The following is a 22,854-nucleotide window of genomic DNA, read 5'->3' on the forward strand; positions in this document are numbered from 1 at the left end:
TCATTCTGGGGTTTTCCCGGACGCTGCACAAGCAGTTGGGTCTCGCGCGCGATCGACTACGATCTAGGCCTGTGAATACTCCGCAAGCCCGCCCAGTCCTTGTCCTCGATTTCGGCGCGCAGTACGCGCAGCTGATCGCCCGCCGTGTGCGCGAGGCGAACGTGTTCTCCGAGGTGGTTCCATCCACCATCACCGCCGCTGAAGTCCGCGAGAAAAACCCACAAGCCCTGATTCTCTCCGGCGGCCCGTCGTCGGTGTACGAAGAAGGCGCGCCGCAGCTCGACCAAGAGATCTTCGAGCTGGGTCTGCCAATCTTCGGCATCTGCTACGGCTTCCAGATCATGACCCGCGCGCTCGGCGGCGAGGTGGCCAAGACCGGTGCGCGCGAGTACGGCCGCACGCAGATGCGTGTCGACGGCGGCGTGCTCCACGCAGGCCTCGAGCCCGAGCACGCCGTGTGGATGTCCCACGGCGACTCCGTGACGCAGGCACCGGAAGGCTTCGAGGTCACCGCCTCCACTCCGGGCGCGCCCGTGGCCGCGTTCGAGGACACCTCCCGCAAGCTCGCCGGCGTGCAGTACCACCCGGAGGTCATGCACTCCCCGCACGGCCAGGAGGTGCTCACCCGCTTCCTCACCGAGATTGCTGGCCTGGAGCAGAACTGGACCGCCTCCAACATCGCCGAGCAGCTCATCGCGGACGTGCGCGAACAGGTCGGCGAGGGCCGTGCGATCTGCGCCCTGTCCGGCGGCGTGGACTCCGCCGTCGCGGGGGCACTCGTGCAGCGCGCCATCGGCGACCGGCTGACCTGCGTGTTCGTGGACCACGGCCTGCTGCGCCAGGGTGAGCGCGAGCAGGTGGAGACCGACTTCGTGGCCGCCACCGGCGCGAAGCTGGTCACCGTGGACGAGCGCAAGGCGTTTTTGGACAAGCTCGCCGGCGTGACCGAGCCGGAGGCGAAGCGCAAGGCCATCGGCGCGGAGTTCATCCGCTCCTTCGAACGCGCTGTTGCCGGTGTGCTGGAGGGTCAGCAGGTGGACTACCTGGTCCAGGGCACCCTGTACCCGGACGTGGTGGAGTCCGGCGGCGGCACCGGCACCGCCAACATCAAGAGCCACCACAACGTCGGCGGCCTGCCGGACGATGTCGAGTTCGAGCTCGTCGAGCCGCTGCGCCTGCTGTTCAAGGACGAGGTCCGCGCCGTCGGCCGCGAGCTGGGCCTGCCCGAGGAGATTGTGAACCGCCAGCCGTTCCCGGGCCCGGGCCTGGGCATCCGCATCATCGGCGAGGTCACCGAGGAGCGCCTGGAGACGCTACGCGCCGCCGACGCCATCGCCCGCGAGGAGCTGACCAAGGCCGGTATGGACGATGAGATCTGGCAGTGCCCGGTCGTGCTGCTCGCCGACGTGCGCTCCGTGGGCGTGCAGGGCGACGGCCGCACCTACGGCCACCCGATCGTGCTGCGCCCGGTCGCCTCCGAGGACGCGATGACCGCGGACTGGGTGCGCATCCCGTACGAGACCCTGGAGGTCATCTCCACCCGCATCACCAACGAGGTCGCCGACATCAACCGCGTGGTGCTGGACGTGACCTCCAAGCCGCCGGCCACCATCGAGTGGGAGTAAGTCCCGGACTCACTCCTCGTAGTACGCGGACACGGACCCGATACGCTCTGTCACGTTGATCGTGAGTAGCGCGCTGTCCTTGTCCGCGTTTTGCGTTTCTTCGGGGCAGGCGGTCTCGCCGATGGTGACTTGACAGTTCACGTCGACGGGGACGTTGTTGGGCAGGATCACTTCCACCTTGCCGATGGTGTTGCTGACTTCGACGGTTTTCGGCTCGCGCAGCGGCTCGAGCTCGGAGAGGTCAAGGTAGGTCTCGCCGACGAAGCCGTTGACGCCCGGTTGGTCTGGCAGGGTGTCGACGTCGTACACGGTGATGTGCGCGCTGCCGAAGCGCCCGTAGTCGCCGTCGCGAACGTCGCTGTAAAACGCAAGCGCCACGAGAGAGGCCGCTGAGAGACCCAAGGCGACCGGGATCCAGAACCAGTTGCGTTTTTTGGACTGCTGCGGCGCCGGTTCGCTCGGCTCCGGCAGGTGCCACAGCTCCGGCGCCGCGCCGAGCGGGTCCCAGGCGGGCGGGCGCTGGCCGGGGTGTTCGTGTCCTTCGGGCACCGTCAGGTGAGAGGTGTCCACAGCGGGGCGGTTGCTTGTCCGTGCCTCCTCCGGCTCGCCCACCAGCAACCCAGCCGGCGGCTCGGGCTGGCGCTGGTGCAGGAAGTACCAGCCGGCGGCGAAGAGGATGAACGTGACCAGCACCGCCCGCAGATCGCCTGCGACGGAAATGGACGGTAAAAACAGGAACAGCCCGAGCAGCAGCCACCAGCCGGTGTCGCGATCCTTCATCTCCGCTGCGGTCAGCTGCTCTTTCGGAGTGATGATCGCGGCCCACGGGCTGCGGGTCAGCCCGAAGCGGGGCATGTTGATCCAGCACAGCAGGTAGAGGAAGATGCCGCCGCCGAACGCGAGCGAGAGCGCGACGAAAACTACGCGGACAAACGTGGGGTCGATGTGGAAGCGGGCGCCGATGCCTTCGCAGACGCCGCCGATGACGGCCTTGCCGCCCTGGTTCTCCGGGATGCGGGGCGGGCGGGTGTCCCACATCTGTGTGAGTGTGTTGTTCTCCATAGCTCTATCCTCCCGCGGGAGCGCGGGCCGCGGTATCGGGAACGACCCTGATTTTTCGTTTCAGGGTTTTCCCCGATGTGCCCTCAGGTGCACCCGTGCAACGATGGGGGTTATGTCTGCGTTGTATCCCCGGCTGACCCGGAACCGCTCCCGCCGCGTTGTGGCTGGCGTGGCCTCCGGTGTGGCCGACCACCTGGGGGTGGAGGACAAATGGGTGCGCCTGTTCTTCGTCGCGGCCAGCTTCGCGGGCGGGTTCGGCGCGCTGCTCTACGCCGGTTTGTGGATGTGTACGCCCCTGGGCGACAGTGGGGCGCAGCGCCAGCGCCCGGGAACGATGGATCTCGCGCTAGTGGTGCTCGGGTTCGCAGGGGCTCTTGTTGCGCTGCAGCTGTCTTCGGGCGCGGGCGCCACGGTGGTGTTCGTGCTCGGCGTGCTCATCGTCGGCGCGGTGATTGCGCTGCAGGCCTACGACCGCGGTACGGGGTCGTGGGGCAACATCGCCGCGCTGACCTTGGGTGCGCTGCTGGTCATGGCCGGGGTGCTGGCAGTGGCGTTTGTGGGCGAAAGCGCCGGGGTTGGCGGCGTGGTGGTCTCTGTGCTGGTCACGGTCGTGGGCGTGGCGGTGCTGGTTGTGCCGCTGATAGCCAAGCTGGCTAATTCGCTCGTCGCGGAGCGGGAGGCGAAGGCGGTGGCGGACCAGCGCGCGGAGATTGCCTCGCGGCTGCACGATTCGGTGCTGCAGACCCTCGCGCTGATTCAGAAGCAGGCAGGCGATGCGGATGAGGTCGCCCGCCTCGCGCGCGCCCAGGAGCGCGAGCTGCGGGCCTGGCTTTTCGACGACTCCGTGCCCAACCACACCACCACCTTTGCCGCCCTGCAGAAAGCGGCCGGCGAGGTGGAGGACGCCTTCCGCGTGGTCATCCAACCGGTCACGGTGGGCGAGGATGTCGCCTTCGACGAGCGCACCGAAGCGGTCGTGCTGGCCGCGAGGGAGGCAATGGTCAACGCCGCCAAGCACGCCGGTGTGGACACCATCGACGTTTACGCGGAGCATCTCGCGGGCAGGCTCGAGGTGTTTGTGCGCGACCGCGGTTCCGGCTTCGACCCGGACGCCGTCCCGGCCGATCGGCACGGTTTGCGCGACTCCATTGTGGGCCGCGTTCGGCGGGTTGGGGGAGAGGTGCACGTGGTGTCGTCGATAGGCAATGGCTCAGAGGTGGAGATAGCGTTAGAGCTATGACGAGCGTGTTCTTGGTGGACGATCACTCCGTGTTCCGCGCCGGGGTGAAAGCTGAGCTGGCGGACGCGGTGGACATTGTGGGTGAGGCCGGCACGGTTGCTGAGGCGGTGCGTGGGATCGAGCGCACGCACCCGGACGTGGTGCTTTTAGACGTGCACATGCCCGACGGCGGCGGACTGGCCGTGCTCAAGCGGGCACCGGGTCCGGCGTACCTGGCGCTGAGTGTCTCCGATGCCGCCGAGGACGTCATCGCGCTGATCCGCGCCGGCGCGCGGGGGTACGTGACCAAGAACATCGCAGGCGCCGAGCTCGCCGAAGCGATTGCACGGGTGCGCGGCGGGGACGCGTACTTCTCGCCGCGGCTGGCTGGGTTCGTGCTCGATGCCTTCGCCTCCGGACCGGTGGTGGAAGAGGACGACCCGGCAGTCGACTCGCTGACCCGCCGCGAGCTCGACGTGCTGCGGCTGCTCGCGCGCGGCTACACGTACAAGGAGATCGCCGAGCGGCTGTTCATCTCCGTCAAGACGGTAGAGACGCACGCGTCGAACATTCTGCGCAAGACGCAGACCTCCAACCGCCACCAGCTCACCAGGTGGGCGGTGGCGCGGGATCTGGGCTAGAGCACGCCCGCCTGGGTGAGCAGCGAACGTGCCGTCTTGTCCGTCTCCTGCAGCATCAGCGGGTCGGTGCCGGGCATGGGGGAGATGGTGGTGTCCGCCCACTGCTTGCCGGTGGGGATGCCCACGATGTGCAGGCGATCGTCCAGCTCGCCGTCGGGGTGGACGGTGCGGCGGGTGTCATCGTCGGTTTCCGGGGAGGCGGTTTCCACGCCACCTGGTGCGAACGGGCGCACGCGGCCGGCCTCGCGCAGCGATGCGGTTAGCGCGTCGGGGGAGGTGCGGATGTCGGGGCCGGGCAGAAAGGCGTCGGCAAGTGCGGCGGCGTGAACCGAGCGGGCGTGGCTGGCGGCAACGTACTCGCCGTCGGTGAGCTCCACTACCGGGTCGGGGCCTAAGAAGGTGACCAGGCCGGCGTCGAAAAGTGCGAGCAGCTCGCGGGTGCGGAACAGCGGCGGGCCGGAGCCGACCATCTGGCCGAACGCCATGTACTGCGCAAGTGCCGCCTCGCGGGGGCCGCGGCCGTTTCGCGTGGCGATCGCGCTGGGCTTGCGGCCCGCGGAGACCGCCCACAGGCCCGCCTTGAGCGGGGAGTCCCAGGCGGAAACGGCCTCGGCGATGTCTACCTCCATGCCCTCGGCGACGCGGCGGTTCAGCTCCTCCAGGTCCAGCTCCTCGGTCCCGGCGAGCGGGTCCACCCAGGCGGCCATGTCGAACGGCTCGGTGCTCAAGCCTTCGAGCGCCTCAGTCAGCGCGTTCGCGACCGGCAGGATGTCGTCCGGGGAAGCGACCGCGGAAAGGTCGGTGGCGTCGATGGCCGCCAGGATCTCGTCGAGGGCCGCGCTGAGCGCTTCTGGACGCACCCGGGCAAGCACGCGGTAGTACTCGGCGTAGGCGTCGCGGGCGAGCGCGGGCCAGAGGTCGCGGCCGAAGGACACCGGCGCCTCGGAGGCGTCGATGGCGGCGCGCAGGCGCGACAGGTCGGCCTTCGGCGGCAGGGAGTGGTACTCGGATTTGGGCAGGTAGGGGTAGCCGCGCCCGGAGGTGACCACGAAGTGAGGCTCCTTGCCGGTGGCCTCGTAGCGCAGGCCGGAGCGGGCTGCAGGATCCTCGACGAAGCGGCCGCCCCGGTTGATGGTGGCCAGCGCCATGAGATCGAAAAAGCCCATTCCCATGCCGCGCACCACAACGCGCTCTCCGGCCGGAAGCAGCGAAACGTCCTGCTCCACCGGGTTGCCCGGCGGGATGTAGGTCAGGCCCGAGTCGGCGAACTCCTGCTGCGCGGGCGTGGGGGCGGGCAGCACCCAGCCGGAGGCGATGACGGTGGCGTCGGCGTGGACGACCGTGCCGTCGGCAAGCGTGATGGCGTCTTGGGCGCCCTCGGCCGCAAGCGACACCGCGCGGGAGTGGTGCTCGACCACCTCGACTGTGTCCGGCAGCTGCGCGAGCGCGACCTTCCAGGCCCAGCGCAGGTACTCGCCGTACAGCGCGCGCGAGGGGTTGGATTCCGGGCGGGTGGCGCGCAGCTCCTCGTTGTAGTGGTCGGGGAGGGAGGTACCGGAGGCGTCGATAAGCGGGTGGCTTTCTTCGCCGCGAAGCGCCTGGATCCACTCGTACATGGTGGGGCCTTCGAGCACGGGGGCGGAAACGGTCGCGCCGGGTTCGGTGAACAGGGTGACCGCGCCGGCGAGGGTGTTCATGCACAGCGTGCGGGTTTGGTCGGTTTCCCAGATGCGGCCGGCGCCGAGTTGGGCGTCGTCGATGATGTGCAGGGTGAGCGTCTCGCTGCGGTCGCCCAGGTAGGCGGCGATGCGTTCGGTGATGGAGATGCCGCGGGGTCCTGCTCCGACGATTGCGATGGATGCTGCCACGGTGAAAAACCTCCACGATTTCTGTGAACTATTGATCGTATGTAGACTGACTAGTCTATTGCTGAAGAACCAGATTGTCTAACGGTGGTAATGTGCACTGCGCAACCGAAGAAAGAGGGCGATAACGTGCCTAAAACAAAGGTAGCCGCGACGCTTGCGCTCGGCGCGGCAGCCAGCCTGCTCGCCGGATGCGCGGCGGCGGCAGGCGGCGATGACGGTGACGTGCTCACCTACCTGGAGTCCAACTGGTTTAACAGCCTGTACCCGCCGGCCGCCGGGTTCTACCCCAACGGCGGCGTAGTCAACCAGCTGACGGACCGGCTGCTCTACCAGGACCCGGAGACCCTGGAGCTTGAGCCCTGGATTGCCACGGACCTGCCGGAGATCAACGAAGATGCCACGGTGTTCACCTTCGACATCCGCACGGATGTGACCTACTCCGACGGCACGCCCATGACCGCGCAGAACATCGTGGACAACTTCGACCTGTTCGGCCTGGGCGACAAGGACCGGCTCCTCAACGTCTCGGAGCAAATCTCCAACTACGAGCGCGGCGAGGTCGTCGACGAGGACACAGTGCGCTTTTACTTCTCCGCGCCCTCGCCCGGCTTCGCGCAGGCGACGTCCACCTACAACGCGGGGCTGTTGGCCGATTCCTCGCTCAAGCTGCGCAACGAGGACTTCGGCCCCGGCAACGCGGAAAACGTCATCGGCTCCGGCCCGTTCGTGGTGGACAGCGAGACCCTGGGCACCGACCTGGTGCTCAAAGCCCGCGAGGACTACGACTGGGCGCCGCCGTCGCTTGAGCACCGGGGGCGCGCGCGTATCGACGGCATCCCCTACACCCTGGCCGCGGAAGAGGCCATGCGCGCCGGCGCGCTGCTGTCCGGCCAGGCCGCCGTCGCGCGCACGGTCTCCCCGCCGGTGGAGCGCCACCTGAAGGACCAGGGCGTGCAGGTGGTCGCCGCCACCGCCAACGGCATGAACAACCAGCTGGCGCTGCGTTTCAACCACCCGCTTTTGCAGGACATCCGCGTGCGCCAGGCGATCATCCACGGGGTCAACCGCGAGGAGATCATCCGCATCCTGCTGTCGGATTCCTACCCGCTGGCCACCTCGTCCATGACGTCGAAGGCCCTGGGCTATGCGGAGCAGCCGGACGCGTACACCTTCGACCCGGATCAATCGCGCAAGCTTCTCGACGATGCCGGCTGGACCCCCGGACCGGACGGCATCCGCGAAAAGGACGGACAACGCTTGAGCTTGTGGGTCAACCACGCCCTGCCGCAGCCGCGCTCGAAGGAGATCGTCACCATGATCCAGTCCGACCTGCGCGAGCTGGGCATCGAACTCAACATGGTCGCCGGCGACCGCGCAACGCAAAACGCGGCGCAAAAGGACATCAACCGCGTCCAGCTCATGCACACCATGGTGGGCCGCGCTGACTACGACGTGATCGAGTCCTTCCTTTCCGTGGACCGCCGCGATTCGCTTCTGAACAACGCCGGCGACGGCGAACCCATCGACACCGAGCTGCAGGCGCTTCTGGACAAGGTGGTCTCCACCCCGGACGACGCCGGCCGCGCCGCCGCCTCCAAGGCGGTGCAGGACCACCTGACCGAAAACGCGTACACCCTGCCGCTGTTTGAGGAGCCGCAGGTGTACGCGGTTGCCCCGCACGTGAAGGGCTTCGGCACCGAGGCGGTGGCGCGCCCGAGCTTCTACTCGGTGTACTTCGACCGCGAGGAGGACAAGTAGATGGGCAAGTACGTACTCAAGCGCATCGGCCAGGCGCTCATCGTGCTCCTTTTGGCCTACACCCTGGCGTTTTTCCTGCTGTCCGCGCTGCCTTCCGACGGCGTGGCCGCCCGCTACGCGGACCCGGCCCTGGGCCTGTCCCAGGCGGAAATCGAGCAGATCCGCGAGCAGATGGGCGTGGACAAGCCGCTGATCCAGCAGTACTTCGCCACCCTGGGCGGGCTGTTCACCGGCGATCTGGGCTACTCGGTGGCATCCGGCACGCCCGTGTTCGACCTGATCACGGACGCCGCGCCGCACACGTTCGCGCTTGCCGCGACGTCCGTGGGTTTAGCCATCGTGGTGGCGCTGGCCACCGCGTACGTGGCCACCCTGCCGGGAGCTGGCGCGCTGCGCAGCGCCGTGCGCGCCCTGCCGTCGTTTATGGTGTCCCTGCCGGGGTTCTGGATCGCCATCTTGCTGCTGCAGTTCTTCTCCTTCCGCCTGGGCTGGGTCAACGTGGTTGACCCGACCCCGCTGGAGGGGCTGATCCTGCCCACGCTCACCCTCGCCGTACCCATGGCCGCGCCGCTGATGCAGGTGCTGATCCGTTCCATCGACGAGGTCCGCGCCCAGCCGTTCGTGCAGGTCGTGCGCGCCCGCGGCGCGAGCGAGGCCCGCATCTTCTGGCGCGACGTGCTGCGCAACTCGCTTCTGCCTGCGATCACCATGGCCGGCCTGCTGTTCGGCGAGCTGGTCGGCGGCGCCGTGGTCACCGAGACCGTCTTCGGCCGCGCCGGGCTGGGCTCGCTGACCGTCAATGCCGTGTCCAGCCGCGACATGCCTGTGCTGCTGGGCGTGGTGCTCATCGCGGCCACCGCGTACGTGGTGATCAACCTGATTGTGGACCTGCTCTACCCGGTGCTGGACGTGCGCCTGCGCGACCAGGCCGCGGCGCAGACCGCGACCACCCCGGCGGCCCGTGATGAGCAGACCGCCGCACACACCTCGGCTACGACCGCAAAGGAGGCCGTCCGATGAGCACGACCAACCTGGTGCACAACCAGCGTGCGCCGCAGAAGGACCACCGGCCACGCAAGGCCCGCAAGCACCGCCGCTGGAGCTCGCCGGCGACCATCTTGTCGCTGATCGTGCTGGCCATCGCCGCGCTGTGGGCGATCGTGCCGGGCATCTTCGCGCCGCACGACCCGTACAACGGCGTCGACGTGGCACTGCTCGCCCCCAACGGCGAGTACATCTTCGGCACCGACGCGGTGGGCCGCGACCTGTTCTCGCGCGTGGTGTACGGCGCGCGCCAGTCGCTGCTCGGCGCCCTGATCGCCGTGGCCGTCGGCCTGGTGCTGGGCACCCTGATCGGCCTGATCGCCGGCACGCAGCGCGGCTGGGTGGACACGGTGCTGATGCGTCTGGTGGACGTGCTGCTGGCCATCCCCGGCATCCTGCTGTCGCTGTCCATCATCATCGTCACCGGCTTCGGCTCGCTGCAGGCGGCGTTCGCCGTCGGCATGACGTCGGTGGCCACGTTCGCGCGCCTGGCGCGCTCGCAGGTGATCCAGATTGCTAACGCGGGCTTCGTGGAGGCCGCCTACGGCTCCGGCGCCACCCAGACCCAGGTGCTGTTCCGCCACGTGCTGCCCAACTCGCTGACCCCGGTGCTGGCGCTGGCCGCGCTGCAGTTCGGCACCGCCATCTTGCAGCTGTCCATCCTGGGCTTTTTGGGCTACGGCGCGCCGCCGCCGACCCCGGAGTGGGGCCTGCTCATCGCGGAAGGCCGCGACTTCATGGCAACCGCCTGGTGGCTGATCCTGCTGCCCGGCCTGGCCATCGTGGCCACCGTGATGTCCGCCAACCACCTGTCCCAGGTGATCCAACAGGAAGGTGATGCGAAGTGACCACGCCTCTGCTTGAAGTCAGCGGCTTGACCGTCGCGTACGGCGACGCGGACCCGGTGGTGCGCGATATCTCGTTTTCCGTCGAGGCCGGGAACATGACCGCCATTGTGGGCGAGTCCGGCTCCGGCAAAACCACCTCCGCGATGGCGGCGCTGGACCTGCTCGGGCCCTCCGGCAACGTGCTGTCCGGCAGCATCCGGTTCAAGGGCCAGGAACTCGCCGGGCTCAGCAACGCCGAGTGGCGCACGTTGCGCGGCACGAAGATCGGGCTGGTGCCGCAGGATCCGAATAACTCGCTCAACCCGTTGAAGACCATCGGCGCGTCCGTTGAGGATGGCCTGGAGATTCATGGGGTGGGGGATGCGGCGGAGCGCCGTCGTAAAGCAATTGCCCTGCTGGAACGCGTGGGCATTGACGACCCGGAGCGCCGCTACAGCCAGTACCCGCACGAGCTGTCCGGCGGTATGAAGCAGCGCGTGCTCATTGCAGCGGCGGTGGCGCTCGAGCCCGAGGTGCTGATTGCGGACGAGCCGACGTCCGCGCTCGACGTGACGGTGCAGAAGACCATCCTGGACCTGTTGGATGAAATGCGCGCTGAGCTGGGCCTTGGCATCGTCTTCATCACCCACGACCTCGCCGTTGCGGGCGACCGGGCGGACGACGTGGTGATCATGGAGCGCGGCCGCGTGGTCGAGCACGGGCCGGTGAGCCAGGTGCTGACTAGCCCGCAGCAGGACTACTCGAAGCGCCTGCTGGCCAACGTGCCGTCGCTTGCGGTCGCAGATGCCTATCGACGTCCTCCGGTCACCCCCGAGACCCTCCTTTCTGTCAGCGGGCTGACCAAGCGCTACGGCGACTTCACGGCAGTCGAGGACATCTCCTTCGACGTGGCGCGCGGCTCCACCCACGCCCTGGTCGGCGGCTCCGGCTCCGGCAAGACCACCACCGGGCGCGCGATTTCCATGTTCAACCAGCCCACCGCGGGAAGCATCACCCTAGACGGCACGGAGCTGACGGGGCTCACGCCAAAGCAGCAGCGGGCCCTTCGCAGGCGGGTGCAGATGGTGTACCAGAACCCGTACTCCTCGCTGGACCCGAAGATGCGCGTCGGCGAGATCGTCGCCGAGCCGCTTCGCAACCTCACCGGTGCCTCGAAGCGTGAGGCGCTCACACGCGCCGACGAGTTCTTGGCGCGCGTGGCGCTGGACCCGGCGAAGTTCGCCTCCCGCACCCCGGCGCAACTGTCCGGCGGGCAGCGCCAGCGCGTGGCCATCGCCCGTGCGCTGATCGTGGAGCCGGAGTTGGTGGTGCTGGACGAGGCCGTCTCCGCCCTCGATGTGACCGTGCAGGCCCAAATCCTGGAGCTTTTGGAGGACCTGCAGCGCGAGCTCGGCCTGACCTACGTGTTCATTTCCCACGACCTGGCGGTGGTGCGCCAGATTTCGGATACCGTGAGCGTGTTCAGCCGCGGCCGCCAGGTGGAATACGGGGCGACCAACGACGTGTTTGCACACCCGCAGCACGACGTCACCCGCGAGCTCATCAACGCCATCCCCGGCACTGTGTTCCGGGCCCGACAGTTAGGAGAGTTTGTTGTCTAACCGCACCGACATTATCGACGCCCTCGCCGAGACCCCGGCGGAGCTCGCCGAGCTGCGCCGCCGCCGGCCCGAGGCCGTGGACAACGCGCAGCGCAGCTTCGAGGCGCTGTTCGAGCCCACCGACGACGCGCTGATTCAGGCGCTGCCGGTTGCCACCCGCTACGCCGTCGCCGCGTTCATCGCCGGTGTTTCCGGCGCCAAGCGCGCCGCGGCGTTCTACACCGACCTGCTTGCGGACGAGGACGAGTCGCTCGTCGCCGTGGTCGACGACGCCGTGCGCGCAGGTGTGTCCGCCGGCCCCTACGCCGGCGGCGACTTCGTGACCTTCGGCGAGGGGGCTTTGGCCGCCGCGTTCGACTTCGCCCACCTGCTCACCTTCCACCCGAAGGACGCGTCCCCCGCGGCGATCGGGCACCTGCAGGAAGCGGGCTACAACGAAAACGCGATTGTCTCGCTCGGCCAGCTCATCGCCTTTGTGGCGTTCCAGCTGCGTGTCGTGCACGGCGTGCGGGTGCTGGCGGGGAGCGGTGAGGTGCCGGAGGGCGTCGAGAAGCGAGCCGGCGTTGCGGATCCCGGTTGGGCGCCCGCCGCCGCCACCCTGCAGCCCGAGGTGGTTGCGCCCGAGACGTTTGTGGCGCACCCGCTGGGCTGGAAGCCGTGGGTGGCGCCGCTGGAAAAGGGCGAGCTGACCGACGCGCACGTCGACGCCCTGATCAAGCCCGAGCGCGCCGACATGGAGTACTTCCGCCTGCTCGCGCGCGACCCGCAGGCGCTCAAGGCCCGCACGCTGACGGACCTGGACATCTTTTACAACACCGAAGGCGGGCTGGGCCGCGCCGAGCGCGAACTCGCCGCCACCGTGGCCTCGCGCCTCAACGGCTGCGAGTACTGCGCCTCGGTGCACCAGGGTCGTTCCAAAGAGGAAGGCGGCGACGCGGAGGCCATTGACACGCTTCTCGACGAAGGCGTCACCGCCGACCTCTCATCCGATCTGTGGAATGCCATCCGCGACGCCGCAGTGGCGCTGACCCGCACCCCCTACGAGTTCGGCGTGCCACACGTGGACGCGCTGCGGGCCGCTGGCCTGGACGATCTGGCGGTGCTGGACGTGGTGAACTCGTCCGCGTTCTTCAACTGGGCGAACCGGCTCATGCTCACGCTCGGCGAGCCGGACGTGCCGAAGCGCTACCGCTAGCTGGTTTTGCTGGCTAGCGCCAGACCAGGTCGTTGTTGCTGTTGGGGCCTGCCGGCGGTTCCGGCTGGCGCGCGTAGGTGAAGAACCAGACGAAGAAGAACGCGGCGAAGCTGATCAGGGTGCCGCGCAGGTCTCCCGCTTCACCGGCCGCGGGCAGGAACACAATCAGGCCGATAAGTAGCCACCACCCGGGCTTGCGTTCCTCGATCTCGTGTGGGGTGAGCTCGCTTTTCGGCGTGATGATCGCCTTGGCCGGGGTGATGTTCATGCCCACGCGCGGCATGAACATCCAGCACAGCAGGTAGGCGAAGATGCCGCCGCCGAAGACCAGGCTGAGGATGACAAACGCGATGCGCACGGCCACCGGGTCGACCTTGTAGCGCTCGCCGATGCCGACGCAGACACCGGCGATGACGGCGCGTCCGCCCTCGTCCTTCGGGATGCGGTGCGGGCGCGTGTCCCACATGTGTTGAAGCGAGTTTGAAGATCCTTGAGCCATGTGCGCCATTATCCGTATCTCCGCCGGACTTCGCAGCCGGGGTTTTGGTGCGGCGGGGCTGGGGCGGGGCTGTCTTGCTGTGGCGATTGCGCCGTGCCACCCACAGACCCCCAGTGACAGACCCCGAGTATGCGCCGATTTCGGCTTTAATAGGGCTTTGCTACTAGGGGTCTGTGCGAAGGTGCTCCTGCGGAGCTCGAAAGCTACTAGAAAGCTACTCGAAAGGGAATGTTTCTAGGTTGAGCTGCGAAAACTCGTCTACTAGAAAGCCTTTCGAGTAGACGCGGGTATTTCGAACCCCCCTGCCCGCCGCGCGTTGAAAGCGCTGCGGGAGGAGGGCCTTATTCAATGGCGCGGTAAAGGGCCGCGGGACCCTCGGGTGGTATGGCTTTTGAAGGGGCCTTTGCAGTAGCTCGAAAGCTACTAGAAAGCTACTCGAAAGGGAATGTTTCTAGGTTGAGCTGCGAAAACTCGTCTACTAGAAAGCCTTTCGAGTAGATCCTTTCGAGTAGCTCTATGCGTACGCGAGGCGCCGCGACCCGTCCACATGCGGGTACAACACCCACGCCGCCGCGGCCGCCAGCACACCCGCAACCCACGCGCCCACCGCGGGCCAACCGGCCAGCGGCGCGAGCATGAGCAGCAGCCACCACAGCATCAGGGGGAGCACCATGCCTATCGACGGCACCCTGGCCACGTTCTTCTCCTCCGCAAACGCGCGGAGCTGTTTGCGGTAGGGGTGCAGCAGCGTGACGGCGACGGCGGCAACGACGCACAGGATCGCCACGGCCGCTTTTACCCCCAGCGGCGCCTGCGAGACCATCACGCCGACGGATGCGCCCACGCCGATAGAGCCCAGTGCTCGTACGACGGTCGGGGTGGGGATCGGCGTGACGCGGTTGCGGACCTCTGCTGCGCTGATCGGGATCATGCTGGGCAGCTTAACCGGTCAGCTTCGTGGCGCGACTCTTTGCTTGCGCGGGACAATATATACGCAAACATGTTCGACCAGGAGCGTTGCCCGTGTCGGCCCCGGGGTGCATACTGTCTGGCGTGAGTGGAACACCTATTCGAGCTGCGTCGGCAGCGGCGGCAAACCTGGCGGTTGTGGATGAACCGCCAGGTCAGCCCTCGCGCGCCGACCAGATCGCCGAGCTGCGCGCCCGTATGGCCGCTATCGGCGGGGAGGTTCCGCAACAGGTCGTTGAGGATGCGGAGACCCTTGCGGTGGCGGGCGGGCTTTCGCTCGTGCTGCCGAACGGGGGCCTGCCGCGCCGGGCGGTCACGCACGTCAGCGACACCCCGGCGCTGATCGTGGAGCTGATCAGCCAGGTGGTTCAGGCCGGCGGGCGCGCAGGTGTGGTGGGCTGGCCGGAACTGTCCTACGCCGGCATCGGTACAGGCGACGACGCAGACGCGATGGAGCGTGTGGTGGCGGTGCCGGACGCGGGCCTCGACGACTTGAGCGTCGCGGGCGTGCTCGCCGAGGGCCTCGACCTGGTGGTGCTGCGCACCCGCAGCCCGTTCCAGCTCACCCCGGTGCGCGCACGCCCGCTGTTGGCCAGGATCCGCAAAGGCCAGGCAGCGCTGGTGTGCGTGAACGTGGAAGTGCCCTCGCCGGCGCTGACCGTCACGGGCCAGCTCGCGCAGTTCCACGGCATCGGCCGGGGTACAGGCCGCATCACCGGCATCGATTTCGACGTCCGCGCGCAGGCCAAGGGCTACCGTCCGGCGAGTGCGCGGGTGACGCTGGGCACCGGAGGCGTCGAGAAGCGAAGGCTCCGGGCCGTCACATGAGGGCCGCGGCGCTGTGGTTCCCGGACTGGCCGGTGCAGGCCGCGCGGCTGGAATCGGGCGATGAGCTGGCAGAACCGATCGCGATCGCAGCGCAGCACCGGATAAAGGTGTGCTCGCACGCCGCACGCCAGCTGGGTATCCGCCGCGGGATGCGGGTGCGCAACGCCCAGGCGGTCGCGCCCGAGCTGACGGTGATAGAGGACAACCCGGACCGTGACGGGCGCATGTTCGCCTCGCTGGCCGCCAGCTTCGACGAGGTCGCCGCCAGTGTGGAGGTCTTACGCCCCGGGCTCGTGGTGGTGGATGTGGACGCCGCGGGCCGCTTTCACGGGTCCGAGGACAAAGCGCTCGAGATGCTTATCGACGCTGCCTCGCGCCGCGGCATCGACACCCAGGCAGGCGCCGCCGACGAGATCGCCACCGCGCTCATCGCCGCGCGCGTCTCCCAGGTGGTCCCACCCGGTGGCTCGGCCGAATTCCTGGCCGCGCAGCCGCTGGGCGTGCTGATGGCGGAAGAGTCGCTCGCCGCGGACATGGACACCGTCAAAGCGCTCGGCCAGCTGGGCATTTCCACCCTCGGGGAGCTGGCGAAACTGCCGCCGAACGCGGTGACCACCCGCTTCGGTACCAAAGGCATGCGCATCCACCGCATCGCCTCCGCCGCGCCGGACCGCCGCGTCGCCCCGGAGCTGCCGGTGGAGGACCTCGCTGTGGCGATCACGCCCGAGGACCCGATCGAGCGCGTGGACGCAGCCGCGTTCGCCGCCCGCGCCCTTGCCGCCAGCCTGCACGAACGGCTCAAAGACACCGGGCGAAACTGCCTGCGCCTGAAAGTTGTCGCCGAGCTCCACGACGGCACCCGCGTCGAACGCGTCTGGCGCACCCGCGAACCACTCACCGAAGCCGCCACCGCGGACCGCGTGCGCTGGCAACTCGACGGCTGGCTGACCAACGGCGGCTCCGGCGCAATCACCAGCCTCATCCTCGAGCCGCTCGAATTCGCCCCGCCGGAACCAGTGGGGGAGCTGTGGTCCGACGGCGCCTCCACCGATACCGCGCGCCGGGTGGTCGAGCGGGTCCAATCCCAACTCGGCATCGACGCCGTACTCCAACCGCGCCTTGTCGGCGGGCGCGGGGTGGCCGAGCGCGTGGCGATGGTGCCGTTCGGGGAGGAACCGGAGGACGTCGATAGGCAATCGTGGCCCGGGGCGATCCCAAAACCCCTGCCCGCGCGCCTCGGTGGCGGCATCGACCACCCGGCCTCGCGCATCATGCTTATCGACGCCTCCGGTGCCCCCGTCATCGTCACCGCCGAAGCGATGCTGAGCAGCGAACCGTACGGGCTGGCCTGGGGCGAGAAGCGCTATCTGGTCACCGGGTGGGCGGGCCCGTGGCCCGTGGACGCGGACTGGTGGACGCAAACCGAGCTGCCCGCAGGCCGCGTCGCGCGCATGCAGGTCGTGGGCCGCGAAGGCGGAGAAGAAGGTGCCGTGACCGGCTGGCTTTTGGTGTGGAGTCGGCGCAGCTGGCGCGTCGAGGCTGTGTATTAGCTACTTCTGGACGATGTCCACAACAACGCGCTTCGGGTTCTCCAGCACCTGCACCGAGTACGGCAGCTCAGAGCGCAGGCCCACCACGATCTGGCTGCGGCCCTCGTACGTGCCGGCGCTGATCACGTCGATGACGTTGCCGGTGTCGCCCGCCATGGTGACCGGGACGTTGTTGTCTTTGCCCAGCTCAAAGGGGTAGACGGTGCCGTCGACGTTGATGTTGAGGAAGAAGTTGCCCGCCACCTGCAGTGGCTGGCCGACCGTCTCCTGCATCGGGGTGGAGGTGTAGTCCACGAACCAGCCCGGGTTGCCGTCGCCCTCCAGGTCCACCACCACGCGGTCGAAGCCCTCGTGCGCGCCGACACGCACGCCGACCACGGCCAGGCGCGACGGCACCGAGGGGCGCTGCGTCTTCGGCGCCGGGTCGGCCGTGCCCAGCGGCTGCGCCTGCGTAGTGGGGGAGGAAATGCTGCCCATCAGGGTATTTCCGGCACCGTCGCTGACGGCCCCGCAGGCGCCGCACGCGGCAGCGACCGCCACGCACGCGCCCGCGAACGCCGCGCGGGAAAGACCGGAAATTTTAAACACCCAGTCACCGTAGCCAGCGGACAGGTGAGATCAAAAAGGAAAAGAGCGAAATCGCAAAAGGTTATACAACCGTTATAACTTGGTGTGGTGTCTAAGAGGTGGTCTCGGAGGCAATTTTGCTCTCTTGGCTATGGTGGGGACATGCAACAACTGCCCTGCTCTGACGTAGAGGTTGAACCGCTGCCGGGGACCGCCAAGCCCGGCTCGGTGTACGTGCTTTTCGAGTGGCCGGAAGCCTGGCCCCGCGACGTCATGGGCGACGCCGCCCTCGGCGAAGAACTCACCGCCAAGCTCAAGCCGCTGCTCGAGGCACATAACGCGACGCTGCTGCTGATCCGCCACCCAACGCGCGAGGGGCGCAATATCAGCGACCACCACCTGTACCTCGTCTTCGCCGACGAGGCAGTCACCGAGGTCAAGCACATCGATGGCCCCGACGAGCTGCTGGATCTGGACCTCTCCGGCCCGGGCCGCAACGGCGCGGAGCGCCGCGAGCGCCCGCTGCTGCTCATTTGCACCCACGCCAAGCGCGACCGCTGCTGCGCGGTAAAGGGCCGCCCCATGGTCAACGAGCTGCACGCGCGCCACCCGTTCGGCCCCGGCAACGACGTGGTGTGGGAGACCTCCCACATCAAGGGCCACCGCTTCGCGCCGACAATGCTGCTCATGCCGTGGGCCTACAGCTTCGGCCGCATGAACGTCGAGGCCACCGACGCCATGCTTACCGACGCATCCGAAGGCCTCTACTTCGTCCCAGGCAACCGCGGCCGCGGCACCCTCGGCCCCGTCGAGCAGGTCGCCGAGCTCGCCGTCGCCGCCGAGGTGCCCGGCGCACGCTACGGCCAGTTCGATGTCGCTGCGTCTGATGACGGCTCCGCTCTGGTCACCGACACCGCGTCCGGCCAGGTGTACGAGGTGCAGCTGGAGCAGCGTCCGGTGTCCGGTGTGGTCGACTCGTGCGGGAAGGCGCCGAAGGAGAGTACGGCCTGGGTCGCAGCGTCGGTGACCCTGCGGGGTTAGCTTCCTGCTTCCCGCGCCGCCACAGATCAGGTTTCGGGGGTGTCCTGGGCTGGTGCTGCGGATCGTCTAGCAGCGTCGCCACCCTGCTAGACGATCAGGCCGATACCGACAAACATGTTCATCATCACCTGGGAAAACTTGTCCGCGTTTGTCGGACCGTCTAGCAGTGTTCTCCCGGCTGCTAGACGATCTGTGAGGGGCGCTACATGTACTCGCCCAGGACCTCCGACACGGAGCCGATGACGCGGTCTGTGGCGGCGCGCACCTCGGCGGGCGAGTGGTGGAAGCTGTGGGAGGTATCTGCGATGGCGTGCATGGGCAGGTCGTTCCAGGAATCGCCGAATGTGTAGAGCTGGAGGGATTCGCGGGGGAGGCGGAGCTCGTCGAGAAGCTGCAGGATGCCTGAGCCCTTGGAACGGCCGGGGGCCATGAGATCGATGTAGTCCTGGTTCTGCGCGACTGCGACCTCGCCGAGCGCGGACGCCCAGTCGACGACCTCCGCACGCAGGTCCGCGTTACCCGGCACCCAGATGGGCACGAGAACAAAGCGGTGGTCGGGGATGTCCGTGGGAGTCATCTGCTGGAAATTTGCGGTGGCTGAGTTGGTGATGCCAGTGTTGTCGACAAACACCCCGTCGACGTGGCCCAGGGTGGTGCCGAAGATGGCCAGGCCGTCGCGGGAACCGAAGGTGTCCAGAGTCGCCCGCAGTACGTCCCTTGAGACCTCGTGGCCGAAGATGAGCTGGCGGTTCGCCCCGTCCGTGGCGGCGCCGCCGTTGGACAGCACCTGGTAGTCGAACGCGAGCCCGCTGCCGCGCATCCCGTAAGCGAGGGCGGTGCGGGAGCGGCCGGTGGCAGAAATGGCGAGATGCCCGGCTTTACGCCAGGCATCTATCGCGGAGATGTCCTCCTCGTGGAAACCGTGGGGAGGGTGGTGGAGAGTGCCATCGAAGTCGAACGCCGCAACCTTCATGGCACCCAAACTTACCGGCGCATGACCTTCTTGGACAGCCAGTTGCCCAGGAACTGCGCCAGCTGCACGATGACCACGATGACCAGCACCGCAGCCCAGGTGACCTGAGGCTCGAACGCGCGGTAGCCGTACACGATGGCGAAGTCGCCCACGCCGCCGCCGCCGATGTAGCCGGCCATGGCGGACATGTCGATCACCGCGATGAAGATGAAGGTGTAGCCCAGGATCAGCGGGCCGAGCGCCTCCGGGAGGATCACCGAGGTGATGATCTTCCAGGGTCTCGCGCCCATGGAGCGGGCAGCCTCGATGACGCCCGGATCAATGGCCACCAGGTTCTGCTCGACAATGCGGGCGACGGTGAACGTGGCGGAAAAACACATCACAAACGTCGCCGCGGCGCGGCCGATGGTGGTGCCCACCACCTGCAGGGTCAGCGGGTAGAGCATCGCGATCATGATGATGAACGGGATGGGGCGGAAGAAGTTCACCGCCACGTTGATGATGGTGTACACCGCCTTGTTCTGCAGGATGCCGCCCGGGCGGGTGGTGTACAGAAACAGGCCCAGAAGCAGGCCGAAGAATCCGCCGACGACCATGGTGATGGCCACCATCCACAGGGTGTCGCCGATGGCTTCGAGGAAGGTGGGGCCGAGGGTGTCCCAGTTCGGCTCAGCGAGGATGTACTCGGTTACGCCAGTGCTTGACGGGTTCATCGGGTGATCTCCTCAATCTCGGTGCTTTGCTGCAGGGTGGCCAAAAACTCGTTGATGGCGGCATCGTCGCCGTTGAGGCGCACGGTCATCTTGCCGAAGGAGCGCTCCTGCAAGGTGGTGATGCCGGCGTGCACCGGCTCCACCGACACGCCGCGCTCGCGGGCGGCTTCCGCCGCGCCGAAGAACCCGGAATCCTCCGTCAGATCCACGGTGAACAAGCGGCCCGGCTTGGCCAGAAGCTCGCGGGCCTCCACCTCGTCGGGGCGGTTGCGCAGGCTGGTGGCGGCGAAACGCTGCGCCACAGAAGTCTGCGGGTTGGCGAACACATCGTAGACGCTGCCGTACTCCACCACCTGGCCGTCCTCCATGACGGCGACTTTGTCGGCGATGGAGCGGATGACATCCATCTCGTGGGTGATCACCACGATGGTGATACCGAGCTCCTCGTTGACGCGGCGCAGCACCGCGAGCACCTCTTGGGTGGTTTCGGGGTCCAGGGCGGACGTGGCTTCGTCGGCAAGCAAAAGCGACGGGTTGGTCGCCAGCGCACGGGCGATGCCGACGCGCTGCTTCTGGCCGCCGGAGAGCTGCTCCGGGTAGTTCTCGCCGCGCTCGGACAGGCCGACGAAGTCGAGCAGCTCGGCGACGCGGCGCTTGCGTTCCTGCTTGTCCACACCGGCCAGCTTCAGCGGGTACTCGATGTTGCCGGCGGCGGTGCGGGAGGAAAAGAGGTTGAACTGCTGGAAGATCATGCCGACGTTGCGTCGGATCTCGCGCAGTTTGCGCTCGGGCATGCCGACGACGTCGGTGCCGTCGAGAAGCAATTGCCCCGAGGTAGGCATGTCCAGGCCGTTGATGAGGCGGACAAGCGTGGACTTGCCGGCACCCGAATAGCCGATCACGCCGAGGATCTCGCCCGGCTCGACGGTCAGGGTGACGTCGTCGACGGCTTTGACCTCGCGGTCTTTGGTTTTGAAGACCTTGGATACGTTCCGGAACTCAATCCGGGTGCCGGTGTGCGTCATCTACTTGTACTCCTCCACAAGGTGGTCGAGGATCTCGTTGAGGTCCTCCTTGGAACGCTGGACCTGCACGGCGGTGCCGTTGGAATCCTCGTTGAGCGCCGCGGTGACTTCCTCGGACTGCCAGACGTCCACGATCTTTTCGTAGGTCTCGTTGTCCAGGTCGTCGCCGGAGACGGTGAAGACGTTGATGTACGGCTCCGCCAGCTCCGAGTTCGGGTCGTCCGCGGCCACAGAGGAGGCCGGGTCGATGCCCGCGCGCGCCAGCCAGTTGTTGTTGATGACAGCCGGGCGGCCCTCGTTGTAGGCGTTCGGCGTCTGGGACGCATCCACGGCGACGACCTTGACCTTGGAGGCGTCCTTGTCAATGTCGGCCGGGGTCGGGGTCAGCTTCGGCGCGCCGTCGCGCAGGGTGACCAGGCCGGCCTGGACCAGCACGTTGATCGCGCGGCCCTGGTTGGACGGGTCGTTCGGGATCGCGACCTCGGTGTCCTCGATGCCGTCGAGGGAGTCGTGGTCCTTCCAGTACAGGCCCAGAATGTTGATCTCGCCCGAGCCGATGATGCGCAGGTCCTCGCCGGCGGTGGCGTTGTACTGGGCCTGGTAGTTGATGGTCTGGAATTTCGAGATCTCAATCTGGCCCTCGACCTGCGCCGGGTTTACCTGCGGGTACTCGGTGAACCGCATGATGTCTAGGTCGATGCCGGCCTTCTGCGCCTCGTCGGCGAAGACACTCCAGGCCTTCTGGTCGGCGTCGGTGGTGCCGATCTTCACGGTGACCTTGTCGCCATCGCCATTGCTTGTCGACGACTCCGTCTCCGACGAGCAGGCCACCAGCCCGGTGGCCGCGATGAGCGATGCCGCTGCAGCGGCGATAACGCGCTTGGTACGCATAAAGCGTGCTCCTTTTGCTTAGTTGGGTGTTTGCGGAGACTTACTTGTTCTGGAGGCGGTCCAGAATCTCGTTGAGCTCAGCCTTGTCGCGGTAGACCGGCACGGAGGTGCCCTTGGAGTCCTTCGCAGCAGCCTCGGCGACCTCCGGGGTCTGCCACAGCTCGACCAGCTTGTTCAGGGTCTCGTCGTCGATGTTGTCGGCCTGGGCGGCGAAGACGTTGATGTACGGCTCAGCCTCCTTGGACTCCGGGTCGTCCTCGAAGATAGCCAGACCCGGCTCGATGCCGGCGCGGTCCAGCCAGGTGTTGTTGATGATGGCCGGCTTGCCCTCGTTGTAAGCGGACGGGGTCTGGGACGCGTCCACCGGGGTGACGGTGACCTTGGAGGCGGCCTTGTCGATGTCCGCCGGGGTCGGGGCGAGCTCGTCTGCGACAGTGTCGCTCAGGGTGAGCAGGCCAGCCTGGACCAGCACGTTGATGGCGCGGCCCTGGTTGGACGGGTCGTTCGGGATGGCGACGGACTCGCCGTCGATGCCGTCGATGGAGTCGTGGTCCTTCCAGAACAGCGCCAGCGGCACGATCTCGGTGGAGCCGACGATGCGCAGGTCGTTGTTGGAGGCCTTGTTGTACTCGGCGAGGTACTTGATGTGCTGGAACTTGTTCACGTCCAGCTCGCCCTGCGCGAGCGCCTCGTTGACCGGGGAGTAGTCGGAGAAGGAGACGATGTCCAGGGTGATGCCGTTGTCCTTGGCCAGGTCCTTGAACACGCGCCACGCTTCCTGGTCGGCCTCGGTGGTGCCGATCTTGACGGTGACGTTGTCGCCGTCCTTGGCGGCGGTGTCAGCGGTGTCGTCGGACTCGTTGGAGCAGGCGACCAAGCCCGTGGTGGCGAGGGCAGCCGCGGCAACGGTTGCGAGGGTGCGCTTGATACGCATTGG

At 67.5% G+C, this 22,854-nt stretch carries 21 protein-coding genes; 11 read left to right on the top strand and 10 right to left on the bottom strand.

The window, feature by feature from the left end; translation table 11 throughout:
* Positions 1 to 71 precede the first annotated feature (71 nt).
* Positions 72 to 1,625, top strand: a complete 1,554-nt coding sequence (gene guaA, locus H0193_RS10425; protein ID WP_338026650.1) for a glutamine-hydrolyzing GMP synthase — start codon at positions 72 to 74, stop codon at positions 1,623 to 1,625.
* 9 nt (positions 1,626 to 1,634) lie between these two features.
* On the opposite strand, the gene H0193_RS10430 is transcribed toward guaA, so the two are convergent.
* Positions 1,635 to 2,687, bottom strand: coding sequence for a PspC domain-containing protein (locus tag H0193_RS10430; protein WP_181889857.1), 1,053 nt, complete (start codon positions 2,685 to 2,687; stop codon positions 1,635 to 1,637).
* 112 nt (positions 2,688 to 2,799) lie between these two features.
* Here H0193_RS10430 and H0193_RS10435 point away from each other — a divergent pair, with 112 nt between their 5' ends.
* Together H0193_RS10435 and H0193_RS10440 are read left to right on the top strand one after the other, a co-directional pair.
* Positions 2,800 to 3,927 (top strand): ATP-binding protein, encoded by a 1,128-nt coding sequence (locus H0193_RS10435; protein ID WP_236883585.1) that lies wholly within the window; start codon positions 2,800 to 2,802, stop codon positions 3,925 to 3,927.
* Complete coding sequence (locus tag H0193_RS10440) at positions 3,924 to 4,547, top strand: LuxR C-terminal-related transcriptional regulator (protein ID WP_181889859.1); 624 nt, start codon at positions 3,924 to 3,926, stop codon at positions 4,545 to 4,547. The genes H0193_RS10435 and H0193_RS10440 overlap by 4 nt, the downstream gene beginning before the upstream one ends.
* On the opposite strand, the gene H0193_RS10445 is transcribed toward H0193_RS10440, so the two are convergent.
* Positions 4,544 to 6,415, bottom strand: a complete 1,872-nt coding sequence (locus tag H0193_RS10445; protein WP_181889860.1) for an FAD/NAD(P)-binding protein — start codon at positions 6,413 to 6,415, stop codon at positions 4,544 to 4,546. The two genes, H0193_RS10440 and H0193_RS10445, sit on opposite strands and share 4 nt — an antisense overlap.
* 126 nt (positions 6,416 to 6,541) lie before the next feature.
* Between H0193_RS10445 and H0193_RS10450 the strand changes: the two genes are divergently transcribed.
* The 5 genes from H0193_RS10450 to H0193_RS10470 are packed head-to-tail and all read left to right on the top strand — an operon-like array spanning position 6,542 to position 12,861.
* Positions 6,542 to 8,173: a TIGR04028 family ABC transporter substrate-binding protein gene (locus H0193_RS10450; protein ID WP_338026651.1), complete on the top strand. Its 1,632-nt coding sequence runs from the start codon at positions 6,542 to 6,544 to the stop codon at positions 8,171 to 8,173.
* A complete protein-coding gene (locus H0193_RS10455; protein ID WP_181889862.1) occupies positions 8,174 to 9,193 on the top strand; it encodes an ABC transporter permease in 1,020 nt (339 codons plus the stop codon).
* Positions 9,190 to 10,065: an ABC transporter permease gene (locus tag H0193_RS10460; RefSeq protein WP_181889863.1), complete on the top strand. Its 876-nt coding sequence runs from the start codon at positions 9,190 to 9,192 to the stop codon at positions 10,063 to 10,065. Before H0193_RS10455 ends, H0193_RS10460 begins: the two co-directional genes overlap by 4 nt.
* Positions 10,062 to 11,666 carry a dipeptide ABC transporter ATP-binding protein gene (locus H0193_RS10465; protein ID WP_181889864.1) on the top strand — a complete coding sequence of 535 codons (1,605 nt, stop codon included), beginning with the start codon at positions 10,062 to 10,064 and terminating at the stop codon, positions 11,664 to 11,666. Before H0193_RS10460 ends, H0193_RS10465 begins: the two co-directional genes overlap by 4 nt.
* Positions 11,659 to 12,861, top strand: coding sequence for an alkylhydroperoxidase domain protein (locus H0193_RS10470; protein ID WP_181889865.1), 1,203 nt, complete (start codon positions 11,659 to 11,661; stop codon positions 12,859 to 12,861). Before H0193_RS10465 ends, H0193_RS10470 begins: the two co-directional genes overlap by 8 nt.
* Before the next feature lie 13 nt (positions 12,862 to 12,874).
* Here the strand turns inward: H0193_RS10470 and H0193_RS10475 are convergent, their stop codons facing one another.
* Both H0193_RS10475 and H0193_RS10480 read right to left on the bottom strand, forming a co-directional pair.
* A complete protein-coding gene (locus H0193_RS10475; RefSeq protein WP_181889866.1) occupies positions 12,875 to 13,327 on the bottom strand; it encodes a PspC domain-containing protein in 453 nt (150 codons plus the stop codon).
* A 547-nt stretch (positions 13,328 to 13,874) separates the two neighbouring features.
* Positions 13,875 to 14,291 carry a hypothetical protein gene (locus tag H0193_RS10480; protein WP_181889867.1) on the bottom strand — a complete coding sequence of 139 codons (417 nt, stop codon included), beginning with the start codon at positions 14,289 to 14,291 and terminating at the stop codon, positions 13,875 to 13,877.
* Positions 14,292 to 14,467: 176 nt separating this feature from the next.
* Here H0193_RS10480 and H0193_RS10485 point away from each other — a divergent pair, with 176 nt between their 5' ends.
* Positions 14,468 to 15,157 (top strand): hypothetical protein, encoded by a 690-nt coding sequence (locus H0193_RS10485; RefSeq protein WP_338026652.1) that lies wholly within the window; start codon positions 14,468 to 14,470, stop codon positions 15,155 to 15,157.
* Positions 15,154 to 16,707 carry a Y-family DNA polymerase gene (locus H0193_RS10490; protein ID WP_181889868.1) on the top strand — a complete coding sequence of 518 codons (1,554 nt, stop codon included), beginning with the start codon at positions 15,154 to 15,156 and terminating at the stop codon, positions 16,705 to 16,707. The genes H0193_RS10485 and H0193_RS10490 overlap by 4 nt, the downstream gene beginning before the upstream one ends.
* On the opposite strand, the gene H0193_RS10495 is transcribed toward H0193_RS10490, so the two are convergent.
* A complete protein-coding gene (locus H0193_RS10495; protein ID WP_202032267.1) occupies positions 16,708 to 17,295 on the bottom strand; it encodes an AMIN-like domain-containing (lipo)protein in 588 nt (195 codons plus the stop codon). It abuts the gene before it with no gap.
* Between the two features lie 141 nt (positions 17,296 to 17,436).
* Between H0193_RS10495 and H0193_RS10500 the strand changes: the two genes are divergently transcribed.
* A complete protein-coding gene (locus H0193_RS10500) occupies positions 17,437 to 18,315 on the top strand; it encodes a sucrase ferredoxin (protein ID WP_181889869.1) in 879 nt (292 codons plus the stop codon).
* 202 nt (positions 18,316 to 18,517) lie between these two features.
* On the opposite strand, the gene H0193_RS10505 is transcribed toward H0193_RS10500, so the two are convergent.
* From H0193_RS10505 to H0193_RS10525, 5 genes are read right to left on the bottom strand one after another with little or no spacing between them, the layout of a single operon-like run.
* Positions 18,518 to 19,288 carry an HAD-IIB family hydrolase gene (locus H0193_RS10505; RefSeq protein ID WP_181889870.1) on the bottom strand — a complete coding sequence of 257 codons (771 nt, stop codon included), beginning with the start codon at positions 19,286 to 19,288 and terminating at the stop codon, positions 18,518 to 18,520.
* Positions 19,289 to 19,299: 11 nt separating this feature from the next.
* The gene (locus H0193_RS10510; RefSeq protein ID WP_181889871.1) at positions 19,300 to 20,001 is read right to left on the bottom strand and encodes a methionine ABC transporter permease; all 702 of its coding nucleotides are present in this window, start codon (positions 19,999 to 20,001) and stop codon (positions 19,300 to 19,302) included.
* On the bottom strand, positions 19,998 to 21,026 hold the full coding sequence (locus tag H0193_RS10515; protein WP_181889872.1) for a methionine ABC transporter ATP-binding protein: 1,029 nt from the start codon (positions 21,024 to 21,026) through the stop codon (positions 19,998 to 20,000). The genes H0193_RS10510 and H0193_RS10515 overlap by 4 nt, the downstream gene beginning before the upstream one ends.
* Entirely contained in the window at positions 21,027 to 21,917 is an 891-nt protein-coding gene (locus H0193_RS10520; protein ID WP_181889873.1) for a MetQ/NlpA family ABC transporter substrate-binding protein, read from the bottom strand.
* A 40-nt stretch (positions 21,918 to 21,957) separates the two neighbouring features.
* Positions 21,958 to 22,851, bottom strand: coding sequence for a MetQ/NlpA family ABC transporter substrate-binding protein (locus tag H0193_RS10525; protein ID WP_181889874.1), 894 nt, complete (start codon positions 22,849 to 22,851; stop codon positions 21,958 to 21,960).
* Positions 22,852 to 22,854: the final 3 nt, after the last annotated feature.

The sequence above is a fragment of the Corynebacterium haematomassiliense genome (genome assembly GCF_013978595.1).
Classification (GTDB): Bacteria; Actinomycetota; Actinomycetes; order Mycobacteriales; family Mycobacteriaceae; genus Corynebacterium; species Corynebacterium lehmanniae.

Coding starts and splice junctions, on each gene's coding strand:
- H0193_RS10430 (WP_181889857.1), bottom strand. CDS start 2,687: ATGGAGAACAACACACTCACACAGATGTGGGACACCCGCCCGCCCCGC.
- H0193_RS10435 (WP_236883585.1), top strand. CDS start 2,800: ATGTCTGCGTTGTATCCCCGGCTGACCCGGAACCGCTCCCGCCGCGTT.
- H0193_RS10440 (WP_181889859.1), top strand. CDS start 3,924: ATGACGAGCGTGTTCTTGGTGGACGATCACTCCGTGTTCCGCGCCGGG.
- H0193_RS10455 (WP_181889862.1), top strand. CDS start 8,174: ATGGGCAAGTACGTACTCAAGCGCATCGGCCAGGCGCTCATCGTGCTC.
- H0193_RS10460 (WP_181889863.1), top strand. CDS start 9,190: ATGAGCACGACCAACCTGGTGCACAACCAGCGTGCGCCGCAGAAGGAC.
- H0193_RS10475 (WP_181889866.1), bottom strand. CDS start 13,327: ATGTGGGACACGCGCCCGCACCGCATCCCGAAGGACGAGGGCGGACGC.
- H0193_RS10480 (WP_181889867.1), bottom strand. CDS start 14,291: ATGATCCCGATCAGCGCAGCAGAGGTCCGCAACCGCGTCACGCCGATC.
- H0193_RS10490 (WP_181889868.1), top strand. CDS start 15,154: ATGAGGGCCGCGGCGCTGTGGTTCCCGGACTGGCCGGTGCAGGCCGCG.
- H0193_RS10500 (WP_181889869.1), top strand. CDS start 17,437: ATGCAACAACTGCCCTGCTCTGACGTAGAGGTTGAACCGCTGCCGGGG.
- H0193_RS10505 (WP_181889870.1), bottom strand. CDS start 19,288: ATGAAGGTTGCGGCGTTCGACTTCGATGGCACTCTCCACCACCCTCCC.
- H0193_RS10510 (WP_181889871.1), bottom strand. CDS start 20,001: ATGAACCCGTCAAGCACTGGCGTAACCGAGTACATCCTCGCTGAGCCG.
- H0193_RS10515 (WP_181889872.1), bottom strand. CDS start 21,026: ATGACGCACACCGGCACCCGGATTGAGTTCCGGAACGTATCCAAGGTC.
- H0193_RS10520 (WP_181889873.1), bottom strand. CDS start 21,917: ATGCGTACCAAGCGCGTTATCGCCGCTGCAGCGGCATCGCTCATCGCG.
- H0193_RS10525 (WP_181889874.1), bottom strand. CDS start 22,851: ATGCGTATCAAGCGCACCCTCGCAACCGTTGCCGCGGCTGCCCTCGCC.